Origin of the sequence: Bacillus sanguinis (genome assembly GCF_018332475.1) — a bacterium.
GTDB classification, from domain to species: Bacteria; Bacillota; Bacilli; order Bacillales; family Bacillaceae_G; genus Bacillus_A; species Bacillus_A sanguinis.
In genome coordinates this window covers 1-13457 of record NZ_BOQB01000054.1, presented here as the reverse complement: position 1 = coordinate 13457, position 13457 = coordinate 1, and the positions used below count along the sequence as shown (strand labels likewise).

At 36.8% G+C, this 13457-nt stretch carries 20 protein-coding genes; 7 read left to right on the top strand and 13 right to left on the bottom strand.

What is annotated here, in order from left to right; translation table 11 throughout:
- Nucleotides 1-6: 6 nt before the first annotated feature.
- The 6 genes from spoIIIAE to KI369_RS07420 are packed head-to-tail and all read right to left on the bottom strand — an operon-like array spanning nucleotide 7 to nucleotide 3560.
- Nucleotides 7-1179: a stage III sporulation protein AE gene (spoIIIAE, locus tag KI369_RS07445; RefSeq protein ID WP_140970405.1), complete on the bottom strand. Its 1173-nt coding sequence runs from the start codon at nucleotides 1177-1179 to the stop codon at nucleotides 7-9.
- Between the two features lie 10 nt (nucleotides 1180-1189).
- Nucleotides 1190-1573, bottom strand: a complete 384-nt coding sequence (gene spoIIIAD / locus KI369_RS07440) for a stage III sporulation protein AD (RefSeq protein WP_079998460.1) — start codon at nucleotides 1571-1573, stop codon at nucleotides 1190-1192.
- A gap of 23 nt (nucleotides 1574-1596) precedes the next feature.
- The gene (spoIIIAC, locus tag KI369_RS07435) at nucleotides 1597-1800 is read right to left on the bottom strand and encodes a stage III sporulation protein AC (protein ID WP_000020914.1); all 204 of its coding nucleotides are present in this window, start codon (nucleotides 1798-1800) and stop codon (nucleotides 1597-1599) included.
- Nucleotides 1801-1814: 14 nt separating this feature from the next.
- Nucleotides 1815-2330: a stage III sporulation protein SpoIIIAB gene (spoIIIAB, locus tag KI369_RS07430; protein ID WP_000238694.1), complete on the bottom strand. Its 516-nt coding sequence runs from the start codon at nucleotides 2328-2330 to the stop codon at nucleotides 1815-1817.
- A complete protein-coding gene (gene spoIIIAA / locus KI369_RS07425) occupies nucleotides 2324-3250 on the bottom strand; it encodes a stage III sporulation protein AA (protein ID WP_212955560.1) in 927 nt (308 codons plus the stop codon). The genes spoIIIAB and spoIIIAA overlap by 7 nt, the downstream gene beginning before the upstream one ends.
- 28 nt (nucleotides 3251-3278) lie before the next feature.
- On the bottom strand, nucleotides 3279-3560 hold the full coding sequence (locus tag KI369_RS07420; protein WP_000816054.1) for a YqhV family protein: 282 nt from the start codon (nucleotides 3558-3560) through the stop codon (nucleotides 3279-3281).
- A gap of 178 nt (nucleotides 3561-3738) precedes the next feature.
- On the opposite strand from KI369_RS07420, the gene KI369_RS07415 reads away from it, so the two are divergent.
- Nucleotides 3739-4317, top strand: a complete 579-nt coding sequence (locus tag KI369_RS07415; RefSeq protein ID WP_212955559.1) for a GNAT family N-acetyltransferase — start codon at nucleotides 3739-3741, stop codon at nucleotides 4315-4317.
- A complete protein-coding gene (locus KI369_RS07410) occupies nucleotides 4298-4618 on the top strand; it encodes a hypothetical protein (protein ID WP_212955558.1) in 321 nt (106 codons plus the stop codon). The genes KI369_RS07415 and KI369_RS07410 overlap by 20 nt, the downstream gene beginning before the upstream one ends.
- Before the next feature lie 38 nt (nucleotides 4619-4656).
- Here the strand turns inward: KI369_RS07410 and efp are convergent, their stop codons facing one another.
- From efp to KI369_RS07390, 4 genes are read right to left on the bottom strand one after another with little or no spacing between them, the layout of a single operon-like run.
- Complete coding sequence (gene efp, locus KI369_RS07405; protein WP_029439892.1) at nucleotides 4657-5214, bottom strand: elongation factor P; 558 nt, start codon at nucleotides 5212-5214, stop codon at nucleotides 4657-4659.
- A gap of 21 nt (nucleotides 5215-5235) precedes the next feature.
- Nucleotides 5236-6297 (bottom strand): Xaa-Pro dipeptidase, encoded by a 1062-nt coding sequence (pepQ, locus tag KI369_RS07400; RefSeq protein WP_000411051.1) that lies wholly within the window; start codon nucleotides 6295-6297, stop codon nucleotides 5236-5238.
- A gap of 4 nt (nucleotides 6298-6301) precedes the next feature.
- Nucleotides 6302-6742: a type II 3-dehydroquinate dehydratase gene (aroQ, locus tag KI369_RS07395; protein ID WP_000757087.1), complete on the bottom strand. Its 441-nt coding sequence runs from the start codon at nucleotides 6740-6742 to the stop codon at nucleotides 6302-6304.
- Nucleotides 6743-6794: 52 nt separating this feature from the next.
- Nucleotides 6795-7283: a YqhR family membrane protein gene (locus KI369_RS07390; RefSeq protein WP_212955557.1), complete on the bottom strand. Its 489-nt coding sequence runs from the start codon at nucleotides 7281-7283 to the stop codon at nucleotides 6795-6797.
- A 244-nt stretch (nucleotides 7284-7527) separates the two neighbouring features.
- Here KI369_RS07390 and KI369_RS07385 point away from each other — a divergent pair, with 244 nt between their 5' ends.
- Nucleotides 7528-8448: a DUF1385 domain-containing protein gene (locus KI369_RS07385; RefSeq protein WP_000807116.1), complete on the top strand. Its 921-nt coding sequence runs from the start codon at nucleotides 7528-7530 to the stop codon at nucleotides 8446-8448.
- 79 nt (nucleotides 8449-8527) lie between these two features.
- A complete protein-coding gene (locus tag KI369_RS07380; protein WP_001978909.1) occupies nucleotides 8528-8929 on the top strand; it encodes an SA1362 family protein in 402 nt (133 codons plus the stop codon).
- Here KI369_RS07380 and KI369_RS07375 read toward each other — a convergent pair.
- The 3 genes from KI369_RS07375 to splB all read right to left on the bottom strand — a co-directional run bounded on the left by KI369_RS07375 (nucleotide 8926) and on the right by splB (nucleotide 11240).
- Nucleotides 8926-9588 carry an HAD family hydrolase gene (locus tag KI369_RS07375; RefSeq protein ID WP_212955556.1) on the bottom strand — a complete coding sequence of 221 codons (663 nt, stop codon included), beginning with the start codon at nucleotides 9586-9588 and terminating at the stop codon, nucleotides 8926-8928. The genes KI369_RS07380 and KI369_RS07375 overlap by 4 nt on opposite strands.
- 53 nt (nucleotides 9589-9641) lie before the next feature.
- Nucleotides 9642-10070 carry a transcriptional regulator MntR gene (gene mntR / locus KI369_RS07370; protein WP_001143079.1) on the bottom strand — a complete coding sequence of 143 codons (429 nt, stop codon included), beginning with the start codon at nucleotides 10068-10070 and terminating at the stop codon, nucleotides 9642-9644.
- A 144-nt stretch (nucleotides 10071-10214) separates the two neighbouring features.
- Nucleotides 10215-11240, bottom strand: coding sequence for a spore photoproduct lyase (gene splB, locus KI369_RS07365; RefSeq protein WP_368858617.1), 1026 nt, complete (start codon nucleotides 11238-11240; stop codon nucleotides 10215-10217).
- 156 nt (nucleotides 11241-11396) lie between these two features.
- On the opposite strand from splB, the gene KI369_RS07360 reads away from it, so the two are divergent.
- From KI369_RS07360 to KI369_RS07350, 3 genes are all read left to right on the top strand, one after another.
- A complete protein-coding gene (locus tag KI369_RS07360) occupies nucleotides 11397-11714 on the top strand; it encodes a PadR family transcriptional regulator (RefSeq protein WP_212955554.1) in 318 nt (105 codons plus the stop codon).
- A 5-nt stretch (nucleotides 11715-11719) separates the two neighbouring features.
- Nucleotides 11720-12391 (top strand): DUF1129 domain-containing protein, encoded by a 672-nt coding sequence (locus KI369_RS07355; RefSeq protein WP_212955553.1) that lies wholly within the window; start codon nucleotides 11720-11722, stop codon nucleotides 12389-12391.
- Between the two features lie 200 nt (nucleotides 12392-12591).
- Nucleotides 12592-13431 (top strand): hypothetical protein, encoded by an 840-nt coding sequence (locus tag KI369_RS07350; protein WP_212955552.1) that lies wholly within the window; start codon nucleotides 12592-12594, stop codon nucleotides 13429-13431.
- The last annotated feature ends 26 nt before the right edge of the window (nucleotides 13432-13457 follow it).

Genomic DNA, 13457 nt, shown 5'->3' with positions numbered 1-13457 from the left:
CACCTCCTACCGCATCATAAGTGTAATGTTCCCCGCAGCAATAATAATTGTGATACTTAAAAAGAACATAAACGATACGATAGCTAAGCAAGCAAATACGTAAATGATGCTCCGCCCGATAATATCTAAACATTGAATAATTGCTCCACCGCCAACTGGCTGTAATACTGCTGCTGCGAATTTATAAATAAACGCGATACAAAAAATTTGAATCGCTGGAAAAGCGACAATTAAGCATAGAATGACGAGCCCGATAATTCCGACTGTGTTTTTTAATAATCCCGACGCACTAATAACAGTATCCGCCGCCTCTGTAAACATTCTTCCTACTACAGGAATAAAGTTCCCTGTTACAAATTTAGCAGTTTTCACAGCGATTCCATCAGCAACAGCTGTCGCTGTTCCTTGTACAGATAATACGCCTAAAAAAATCGTTAAAAAGATACCGATAATCCCAACGCTAACGTTTTGCAGAAGCTTGGACAGTTTCGTAACTTTATATTGATCGCTCATCGTACTTACAATACTTAATATCGTTGCAAGTAATAAAAGTGGTAGAACGATATAATTCATCAAAAGCCCACTCGTATTCATTAAGAAGATGATAATCGGATGAAAAAATGATACAGATACAACACCGCCTCCAGTTGCTATGAGCGCAAGCAAGATTGGCAATAGTGCTAATATGAAATCTACCATTGTTTGTATCGTTTCTCTTGCGTATGTCATGACGACATAAAAGCTGTTTAAAGCGAAAATAATAAGTACCATATATACAACTGCGTCGGCAATTTTACTTACGCTACTTTTTGAAAAGGAAGATTGCAACGATTGCAACAATGCACTAAAAATTGTGAGCATAATGAGCGTTCCAAGCAGCTTCCCATTTGCAACAAGCTCGTGAAATAAATACTTTAATAAACCTAGCATCCACTCTTTTATAGAAATTTCTTTTTCTCCCTTTACAAACTCCATAAAGCTACCTTTTTGACTCTCTGGTAAATAACCTCCATATTTTGTAACAAGCCCGTCCCAAAATTGCTTCACATCTTCAATTCCGAGCTTATCCAATTGTTGATCAACGACGTTTGTTTCTACAGGAGAAGCTTGTACAACAACCGGTAAAGAAAAGAAAAGGAAGCAAGCAAATAGCAGCTTAGCTCCAAACCCCCTCAACATTCACTCCCCCTTATCCCGTCGGTAAAAATCCGAGAATAGTTTCAATTACAACCGTCAAAATAGGAATAGCCATTACTAGAATCAATATTTTTCCAGCTAATTCAATTTTTGAAGCAATTGCACCCTGCCCTGCATCTTTTGTAATTTGTGCTCCAAACTCAGCAATATAAGCAATCCCAATAATTTTTAGCAACGTTTCTACATACACGTTGCTAACTTTCGCTTCACTCGCTACTCTCTCAATCATTTGTAAAATAGAGTGAATTTGATCGATTAAAAGAAGGAACATCACACTACCTACAAACACAATAAATAACGACGTAATGCTAGATTTATGTTGGTTCAATACAGCTGCTAAAAACGTAGCAACGAGGCCTAATCCGACAATTTGTATAATTTCGATTCGAACCGCCTCCTTTACTGGAAGAGAAAGACACTTTTAATCTTGTCGAATAGCGTATTAATTAAAAATGCAACATGAAATAAAATAACGACAAAACCGACAAGGATAACCCAATTTGCAATATCCTCACGCTTTAATTCTTTTAGTACGGTATGAATGAAAGCTAAAACAATGCCGATTCCGGCGATTTGAAATATTAATCCAACATCAATGGACATCGCCTTTCTCCCTCCTATAGCAGTAAAATTACGATAAGTAGCCCCGCTAGTACCCCTAAGCTCTTGATCATTTTTTCGTATTGCAGTTGTAAAGCTTTCGCTTCTTCTTCTTCTCTTTCTAAATGTGTAATACATAAGCGAATATGTTTTTGTTGTGATTCACGATCATGTTGTCCGAGTGTTTCACCAAATTGCTGCAAAATCTCGTACTCAGTCTGTTGAAATGCTGTTAGCTTCCAATTTTCTTTCAAACTATCTATCCAAGCTTCTCTTACTGTTTGGTCTCCGCTTTCTAGCCTTCTAGCGAAACTTTGAAATATCCAATTTAACGGCTTCGGCATTTGTTTCACTAATCGTTCAGCGGCTTCAGACAATGGTGTATGTCCATACATAATTTCTGCCTCTAATGATTGAAGTGCCGCTTTTAATAATCTAAGTTGCCTTGGTCTCTCACTGTATCTTTTAGCGTATGAAAACCCGAAAAAGGTGCTGACCGCAACGATTAACACTGCACCAAATATTTTCACCATACACCCTCAGCCTTTCTATGAGGTAATACCGGTTTTCCATATTTATCTTTCACTTGCATAACTGTTCCTGGCCCTCTTGCTTTTGATAGCTCCACAAACCTATCAAATATACCGAGCTCCAGCACTGCCTTTAGTGATGGACGTTTCACAACATCATCATAAGAAAATCCATGTGCACTTATAAAAAGCTGCACCCCTGCATGCACCGCTTCCATAATTGCTTCACTATCTTCTTTACGTCCGATTTCATCTACAATCAAAATATCTGGACTCATAGAACGGATCATCATCATCATTCCTTCAGCTTTTGGACATGCATCTAACACATCTACTCGTGCGCCAAAGTCATATTGCGGGATTCCTTTCACACAGCCAGCAATTTCTGACCGTTCATCAACAATTCCCACTTTACAAGAAGGAATTTCCGAAGCACTTACACCTTGACTCATGCAACGCGCTACATCTCTTAAAAGTGTTGTTTTCCCCGTTTGCGGAGGACCAATTACCATCGTGTTTAACCATCGTGTTTCATACAAATACGGCAAAAGTGGTTCAGCAATTCCTATTTTTTGACGAGCAATACGAATATTAAAGGAAGAGACATCTCGAATCATTTTCACTGCGCTTTTTTCTGTAATGACTTTTCCTGCTAAGCCAATTCTATGCCCACCTCGAAGTGTTACATACCCACGCTTTAACTCTTCTTCCATCGTATAAATTGAGAATTGACTTAACTTATTCAATAAGTAAATAGCATCCTCCGCTGTAACGACATAGTCATAAAAAAACACTTCACCATGAGCAATACACTCTAGCGGTCTGCCAATTCGAACACGGATTTCCTCTAGAGCATCGTACTGCTTACAACTCTCCACTAACTGCTTCATCGTTTTCGGTAAAACTTCTAATACTTCTTTCATCAGCTTCTCCCCACTATACCTGGCTTACTTATTTCAACAACGCGATAAAAATGCAGCCAATTCCAAGCGCTAGAAAAAAGAGTTTCAAGAAAGAAATCTCACTTGCCACACTCGCTATGCCTATTGTCATTGTTAAAATTAATACGGTCGGTCCAACAAACGCCAACATACCATTTATAAATAATGCCTTCTTCGCATCATTCACATAGAGCATAAGCAAAGCGGCGAATATTTCCGCGCTACCTGAAAACAACCGAAGCAACCCCATTACAAGCACAGATGTTTCCATTGCCGCTAGCCACTGTTTCATTCTCCCACCTTCTCCCATAACGGTTACTAGTGCTGCACTCCAAAAAGAATATATTTGTACAACCATATGCAGAGGTTGTCTATTTCAGAATTAAAAACATAATTTTTATCTAACGCTTTTATTAAATCTGAATATTCCTATTATTTATGGTATATTTAATTTAAAAGGGGTATAGACGATGCAACACGTTACTTTAGTACCACTCGACTTACGCTATGCAAATGTGATTTTTAAGCTATCCAGTGATTCACATGTAAAAAACGCTTTAGGAATAAAGGTAGAAAAAATTGAAGATACGAAAGCATTCCTTCTTTTCGCAATAGAAGAAGAGCGCCAAAAGAGGTCTTTATCGAGAATGATTGTAAATGAAGAAAGCGAAATAATCGGTCTCACCACACTTAAACATATTAATTATGAGAAGAAACAATCTCACATTGGTAGTTGGCTCGGCTATCCGTACTGGGGAAAAGGATACAATGAGGCTGCCAAAAAAGAAATTTTTAAAATTGCTTTTTTAGACTTACAACTTACATACGTATTTGCTGGTGCTAAAACGAATAATATCCGCTCGTTAAAAGCACAAGAGAAACTACCTTATATTTCGTTGCATGTGGAAGATAAATTTCCAAGCGAACATGCTGCATTAGAGAAAGAAGTAAAATCAACTTGCGTACTGCATGTCGTATCACGCGAGAAATTTCTAAATTGGCTAGACTTACAAAATGAGGGGGGAAAATATGAAGGTATTAAAAATTAGTTTAACGATTATAGTAGAATTAGCTCTTATTTATCTTTTTTCAGCAATAGTCGGCTGGTCATTTATGGAGGCCTTTTTCCTTGGTAGTTTAGCGATATTTGCAATTACGTGGCTCATTATTATGAGTAATCATAGAAACAATATTACAGATCATGCAATCAGTAAAACACTGACTGGCGTTGAGACTGGCGAGATAAAACCATTTCAAATTGTTTTGACTCCATATATTATGGGTACCCTTTCACTTGTCTTAGTTAGCTTTGTTATAACGGCGATTTATTATCTGCCCTATTTCCTATAAATAAAAAAGCACTCGTGATAATCACGAGTGCTTTTCTACTATGCACGAGAAACGTATTTACCTTCACCAGTGTTGATGATAAGCATTTCGCCTTCGTTAATGAAGATTGGTACTTGTACAACAAGACCAGTTTCTAATGTAGCTGGTTTTGTTACGTTAGAAGCAGTATCACCTTTAATACCTGGCTCTGTTTCTGTAACTTGTAATTCAACTGTGTTTGGAAGTTCAACACCAAGTACTTCGCCTTGGTAAGTCATAATAGATACTTCCATGTTTTCTTTTAGGAATTTAAGCTCGCGCTCGATTTGGTTTTCACCAAGTTCGATTTGCTCATAAGTTCCGTTATCCATAAATACGTGAGCCTCACCGCTTGCGTATAAGTATTGCATACGACGGTTTTCGATGTGTGCTTTTTCTACTTTCTCACCTGCACGGAATGTTTTCTCTTGAACAGAACCTGTGCGAAGGTTACGTAGTTTAGAACGAACGAATGCAGCACCTTTACCTGGCTTTACGTGTTGGAAATCAAGTACTTGCCAAAGGCTATTATCCACTGAAATTGTTAAACCTGTACGAAAATCGTTTACTGAAATCATGTAAAAAAATCCTCCTGTGTATTACAAAATAATAAGTTCTTTTGGTGATTTCGTAATTACTTCATTACCTTCACTTGTTACAATGATATCATCTTCAATACGTACGCCGCCAATACCTGGAATATAAATACCTGGTTCTACTGTTACAGCCATACCTGGTTCAAGTACTGTATCAGAACGGAACGCTAAACCTGGTGCTTCATGGATTTCAAGACCGATTCCATGACCAGTAGAGTGTCCGAAGTATTCACCGTATCCTTTTTCCGTTATGTAATCGCGCGTTAACGCATCCGCTTCACGGCCTGTTAAACCAGCTTTAATACCGTTCACACCACGTAATTGTGCTTCTAAAACGATATTATAAATTTCTTTCAATTTATCAGATGGTTCACCAACTGCGATCGTACGAGTAATATCAGAGCAATACCCTTTGTAATAAGCGCCGAAGTCTAATGTAACGAAATCTCCTGTTTCTATCACTTTTTCAGATGCCACGCCGTGCGGTAATGCCGAACGAAGACCTGAAGCGACGATAATATCAAACGAAGAAGATGTTGCTCCTTGTTTTCTCATGAAAAATTCAAGTTCATTTGACACTTCAATTTCAGATACTCCCGGGCGAATGAATGATAGAATATGTTCAAAGGCAGCATCTGCAATCTGTGCAGCTTCCTTTAATATCTTAATCTCTGAATCAGTCTTTATCAAGCGTAACTTTTCTACAAGCCCAGAAGTTGGGATAAATTCAGCATCAATCGCTTCTTTATGTGCTGAATAAGAACTATATGTAAGAGTATCTTGCTCAAAGCCAAGCTTTTGAATTCCTAGTTCCTTCACTTGCTTTGCAACTTCATCAATGATTAATCCTGCATGCTGTACAATCTCGTATCCAACTGCTTGTTTAGTAGCCTGCTCTACATAACGGAAATCTGTAATAAATTGAGCACGATTTTTCGAAATCAGTACAACACCAGCTGTTCCTGTAAAGTTAGCCATATATCTACGACTATGTTCATTTGTTAACAAAATACCGTCAATACCAGCCTCATCAAATGCACTTCTTAATCTTTCGATTTTCTCCATTACTTTATGCCTCCCTCAATTTCTCCATTAATGCAAATAACGCTAACTTATAGCCATAAAAACCAAATCCAACAATTTGTCCCGCACAAACAGCTGCCGTCACAGATTCGTGACGGAACGACTCACGCTGGTGAATGTTAGAAATATGTACTTCAATAACAGGAATCGAAATGCTCGCAATCGCATCTCGAATCGCATAGCTATAATGCGTAAATGCTCCAGGATTTAAAATGATCCCTTCATATATATCTTCCGCCTCATGAATACGATCAATAATCGCACCTTCATGATTCGATTGGAAACATTCTAACTCCACTCCCATTGTTTCTGCTTCTTGTTTCATATCTGCTTCAAGTGTCGCTAGCGTGCCCTTTCCATATACATTTACCTCTCTGACACCGAGGCGATTTAGGTTAGGACCGTTTACGAGGAGTACCTTTTTCATATGCTTAAAACTCCTTAATATTAAATATCTATACAACATTTTAACATAGGAGTTACTTATTTGAATAGTTCGTCTTCTCTGCCCCTTCTCGCTCAGCTTTATTAGTATTTACTGCGTAGGAAACAGAATATGCTATAAACACACCATACAATATAAAAATACATATCGTCGTCACAATTGTTTCTTTCGGTAAATGGAGTGCACTTTTAATGGCAGGCGCTATTAATCCCATTCCGAAAAATAGTAACGCCCACCAAAATAGACCATAAATCATCCCTGGAAGAATTCCTTCAAACTTTGCTAAAAACGTTTTATATAAAAAGGCAATTAAAATCGAAAGTATTCCCATACAAACAATTCCTGACACATTGCCCCATACCCCTTCTTTCCAGTTTCCAAAGGCAAATGGTAAAAGTAAATAGTTCGGTCCTGCTTCCGTAAATGAAAATATATGAAGGAAATACCATATCCCTCCCCAAAAGACTCCACCAAATAAACCAATTTGTACAAAATTCCTTGTTCCTAATTGTTCTTGACTCACATCGACACCTCCGCTCAATAGTATGCCCGAAACTATTTTGAACCATGTTTAAATACTGCGAAATTTGTCTATAAAAAGAATAAGAAATGTCCGACTCCCGTAACATTTTCCCTTGTCATATACTTGTATTTGTCGATAAAATAAAGGAAACTCGGTGATTGTCTTATTTCAAAATGACAGAACCCAGTATGACAATTGCCTCTTTTTCTACATAAGAGAGAAACAAATACAGGTTGGTGTTAACATGGCAGAAGAGTCAAAACAAATATATGGCGGGCAAGCAGTCATAGAAGGAGTTATGTTTGGCGGTAGAGAATATACTGTTACAGCGGTTCGTCGTAAAGATAAATCGATTGAATTTTATCGATTACCACGCGTTCGTAATAAAGCATTATCTATCCTAAAAAAAATTCCATTTTTACGAGGTATTGCCGCTATTGTGGATGCAAGTGCGAACGGAGCAAAACATTTAAACTTTGCTTCAGAACGATTTGATGTCCACCCAGAAGAAGACGAACAAATCGCAAATAACAAAGAAGAACAATCGAAATTAACGATGGTATTAGGAGTTGCAGCAGTTGGTGTTTTATCTTTCATATTTGGTAAAGTCATTTTCACAGCAGTTCCTGCACTACTAGCTGAATTAACGAGACCGATTTTCCCCTCTCATACAGGGCAAATCATTGTCGAAAGTGTCATTAAGCTCATGCTATTATTGAGCTATATATACTTTATTTCTTTAACCCCACTTATTAAGCGGGTATTTCAGTACCATGGTGCGGAGCATAAAGTAATTAATGCCTATGAGAATAATCTTCCAATGACTGTAGAAAATGTGCAAAAACAAACTCGCCTTCATTATCGTTGTGGCAGTAGCTTTATTATATTTACAGTCATTATTGGCATGTTTGTTTATTTCCTTGTCCCTACAGATCCACTTTGGGCCAGAGTCGTAAACCGAATTTTATTAATTCCAGTCGTTCTCGGTATTTCTTTTGAAGTGTTACAATTTACAAATCGATTACGCGATATTCCAGTATTACGCATACTTGGATATCCCGGATTATGGCTGCAACTGTTAACAACGAAAGAACCAACAGATGATCAAGTGGAAGTAGCCATTGCATCGTTTGAAGAATTATTACGTTTAGAAAACAAACAATAATTATTTAAAAATGGTGTTCAACTCCTTTCCTCATCGTTAATATACTATTTTTAATATATGTTTTTAGGAGGTGTTCCTTATGAACGGTCGTTCGTTTACTTTCGCTATATTTGTGCTTATTATCGGATTAGCAATATTCGGCCTTGTTTCATCTGTTATTACAGACCCAATGGGAGTGTTAAGAAATATTGGTATCATGTTGGCTGTCGTTGGTATCTTTTATTTACTCTACAAAATGTTTACAAACTCTAGTGGTTCTGCAAATTCGCAAAGCTCTTATAAGCGTGCTGCAAAACAATCGAACCGCAAACATGGGAAACAAAATGTAGCACCCCTAAGCAATTCTTTCTTTAAATCAAATGCTTCTAATGACAAAGGGAAAAAAGGTACTCCTTCCACTTTGAAGCGTAAAAGAAAACAATCTCATTTAACTGTCATTGAAGGTAAAAAAAACAAAAAGAAAGACCGTGCTTCCTTTTAGGAAATACGGTCTTTCTTTATATTTTGCAGTACTTCTTTCAGGCTTCTATCTTTCATACTTTCAATTCGAAGGTGATGATTTTCAAATGGTAAATTCCGTGTCACATCATTAGGTACAACGACGCACTTTAATCCTGCTGCAATCGCTGCTTTCAATCCATTTAACGAGTCTTCAAATACAACGGCTTCAGACGGATTAACCCCTAAATCTTCTATCGCAATTTGATAAAGTGCTGGATCTGGTTTTACCTTTTCAACATCTTCTCTCGTTTTAATAACTTCAAAATAATCTCTAATTTGTAGCTCTTCTAAAAAAGGAATAATCCATTCCCTAGATGAACTAGAAGCTAATGCGATTTTTAATCCCATTTCTTTCGCTTCTTCTAAGTATTCTTTTACCCCATCACGAGCTTCTGGTGTTTTCATTTTCTCTTTATGTAAAGTTTTCACTTTTTCTTTTAATGCATGCTTGTTAAACTTCTCTTTTAATTGCTCATTTAAATATGCATACAGTACATCATCTGTCGTCCCAATACATTTTGCAAATTCCTCTAAAGGTAACTCCCCACCGTACTCACGAACGGCTTCTCTGAAAGAGTGAAACCATATCGTTTCTGTGTCCACAATTAATCCATCAAAATCAAAAATAATCGCTTTCATAATTCTCCCATCCTTTTCGATTGAAATAAAAAAGGAAACGACATACGTTCCCCTTAATTACTTTTCTCTTCATTTGCTTTTTGAACACCACGGAGGGTTTCCACTCGAACCCCATCTTGTTCAAAGTATTGCACTAAATCACCAATGCGGTCAATTGCTTCCCAACTTAAATGATGTTCAATTCCTTCTACATCATTGTAAATCTTACTTTCATCCACACCGATAATACGCATAAATTGTTCTAACAATTCATGACGATATACGAGACGTTCTCCAATTTTTTTACCTTTTGATGTTAATACAAGCCCTCTATATTTTTCATAAATTAGATATTCATCTTTGTCTAATTTTTGCACCATTTTCGTTACAGAGGATGGATGTACACTAAGCGCTTCAGCAATATCAGATACGCGGGCATAACCCTTTTCATCAATCAACAAATAAATTTGTTCAATATAATCTTCCATACTAGGGGTAGGCATCGGTTTCCTCCATCCAATTTCATTTTGCTCATTCCGTACGAAGCAATCAATAAAATGATACACCAGAAAGAATAACGTGACAAGTTGAAAACAAGCCTAAATATATAAAACAAAAAAGAATCTGTATTTGTATACAGACTCCTCTTAAGTAAAGTATTGTATTTCTGCATCAGGAAAAAACTCATATATATAACCTCTTATCGTTTCTTCCAATACTTCCGCATCATCTTTTTTATATACGTATTTCCCGATGCCGTATCGTCCCCATTTATATTTACGCTTCTCTTCATCCATTTCAAGCTTCGTATTCGGATAACGCTCTTGAATGACCTTTTTTGCTGGTTTTGTAAAGCGATGTTGAATTAGTTCAAATGTTAAGTTTGGTATCGATAAATCTTTTAATGCATTGTACAGTCGCTCAAATAGTTCACGATATCCTTCTTCCCATCCTTCATGCATATAAAGTGGTGCAACTATAAAGCCAAGTGGATAACCCGCGCCTGCTACTTTACGAGCAGCTTCAATTCTTTCTTCAAACGGTGACGTCCCTGGCTCAAAATTTTTAATCACATACCGTGAATTAATACTAAACCTGAAACGAGTTTTCCCGTTATGTTTTGCATCTAACAAATGATCAACGTGCGAATATTTCGTAACGAAACGTAAACGCCCGTATTCACTTTCTCCAATAAACTCTATCGCCCGCTTTAATGCATGTGTTAAATGATCAATTCCAACGATGTCTGATGTACAAGCCGCTTCAAATCTTGTTATTTCAGGTGCTCTTTCATCCATGTATTGCTTTGCCTTCTCAAATATTTCATCAAGATTCACGTACACGCGAACGTAAGGCTTACTCCCAAGTGTCGTTTGCAAATAACAATAATGACAATGCCCCATACACCCTGTTGCGAGCGGGATTGCATATTCAGCTGACGGTTTTGACGTATCAAACTTTAATGTCTTCCTCACCCCAACGACAAGCGTTGCCTTTGCATTACGATACTTTTGCAAATCATTTTCACCTGGCAAATTTCTAATTTGATTATGAGATGTCGTTTCACGAATTTCTAATCCCATCTTCGTAAACTTCTCATACAACTCTTTTCCAAGCGGATATTCAAGTGCCCTCGGTTCAAAGTACACGATTTTTGGCATAAATGGTTTCATACGCTTCCCTCCTCTCGTTAGTATGGGAAACGTTGAAATTTTAACACGCATTAAAGTTTTCCACTTCAGTAACTTGCGTTGCAAGTTACTGAATGTTACAATTTGGATATCGGCTACCTTGCAACGCAAGTTACCTGAATAATAGGTGGTGAAATCATGCACAGCCAAATGTTAAAAGGTGTGCTCGAAGGTTGCATCCTATACATCATTTCACAAGAAGAAGTGTACGGATATGAACTGAGTACAAAATTAAGTAAATACGGATTTACATTCGTAAGCGAAGGAAGCATATATCCGTTATTGTTACGTATGCAAAAAGAAAAATTGATTGAAGGAACATTAAAAGCATCCTCACTCGGTCCAAAACGTAAATATTATCACGTAACCGATAAAGGATTAGAACAGCTTGAAGAATTTAAACAAAGCTGGGGAATGGTTTCAACAACCGTAAACAACTTATTACAAGGGGAGTGATAGGGATGAATGCACAAGACATGATTGAATTGAATAATAAAAAACGTGAGCTTCTAACTTCCGAAAACGAAACTGCTTATGGTGATATGCTAGTATATCTTCGGTTATCTAATGTACCCGAACATCAAGTAGAAGAACTTTTGTTAGAAATATTAGACCACCTTATCGAAGCACAAGCTGAAAATAAAAATGCTTATGACATTTTCGGAAATGATTTACAATCTTACTGCGATGAACTTATATCCGCTTTACCCGCCCAAACAAAATTAGAAAAAACTTCTTTCATTGGTTTTGTTATTAGTTTACTTCTTGCTATACAGTTTGGAATGGATGCCCTTGCTTCTCTTTTCATTTTCCTGTTTGAAAAGGATACCGATATAATAAGTCCACCTTTTAGCATCCCTGGAACTACTTTGTCTATTTCACTAATTGTACTAGGAATACTACTTATTTTATATTTATTAAAGCGTTATTCTTTTAATAAAAAGATAAATTGGAAAAGAAGAATTCTATTCGGGCTCGCTTTTGCTACTCCATTTTGTTCAGCTATATTCGTAAATATTTATTTTAGAAAACAACCTTATCTCCTTTACCATCTAACCTTTTGGCAAAACGCTTTAATCGCTATCCTATTTTATGCTTTATATAAATTCCTATATAAAAAATCAAATTTTTAACAGCCTTTCAAAAGGCTGTTTTTCTTCTGTCTAATTTTACAAATTGAAAAATTTCATAAAGAAAATAAGAAAAATGCAAAATAATTAAAGTTAATTGTTGACGTGATGCTTTTATTATCGGTATCATAAATCTTCGTGAGCAATTATTTTTCGTTATACGATTTTTTTATTATTACTGAATTTTTGAGAGGAGAAATTAGATGTCAGTTAAGAAGAAAACGCAAGTACGCACCGGCAAAATGGTACGTGAACTAATGTTAGCAGACGAAGATGTAAATGCTTCGCTAATTATGGTATATAGTGAAAACGGTGTAAACGCAGAAATTAAAATCGAGGGCTTAACGCCGAAATGTAACGAAGAATTATTTTTGAGCGGAAACGTGGATTGGAACAAGAGTGTTATTTATAAAATTGTTGATTTCACTGGGAACGCTGAAGTTGGTAAAGTTACATTAACAGCGATGAACAAAAACAATGTTTCTCTAGAAGTTGAACGCGTTATGTGGAGCAAAGAGAATAAAGAAGCTGCTGAGCAAGAAGAAACTGTTGTAGAGGCTACTCCGAAAAAAGAAGTAGTTGTAGAAGCTCCAAAAGCAGTTACACCGGCTCCAAAACCTGTTACGCGAGTAGAAACACCTGTAGCACCTAAACCTACTCCGGTACCAACACCGAAGCCAGTAAGTGTAGAAGCTGCTGTGGAATTATCTACTCCAGCACCTGTGAAAAAAGCAGTACCAACTCCAGTTACAAAGCAAGAGACAGCACCGGTCGCGCCTGCAAAACCGAAGCAACCTGCTTTAACTGAAACAAATTCAAAACTACAAGAAAATTATGTGAAACTCGTGAAAAAGACAATTGAAGTTTGTCAAGATTACGAGCTTGGCATCGACATAGATGATTCTATTGAAGGATTAAAAAAAGAACTACAAAGCCAAGGTATTAGCGTTACATTTGACAAAGAAATTATGGACGTTGTAAATCGCCTTCGTTCTTTACAAGATAAAGGAATCAAAGTAGAAAAAGTACTTAATTTACTATAAAAAATAAGAGGTGGCAATTGCCACCT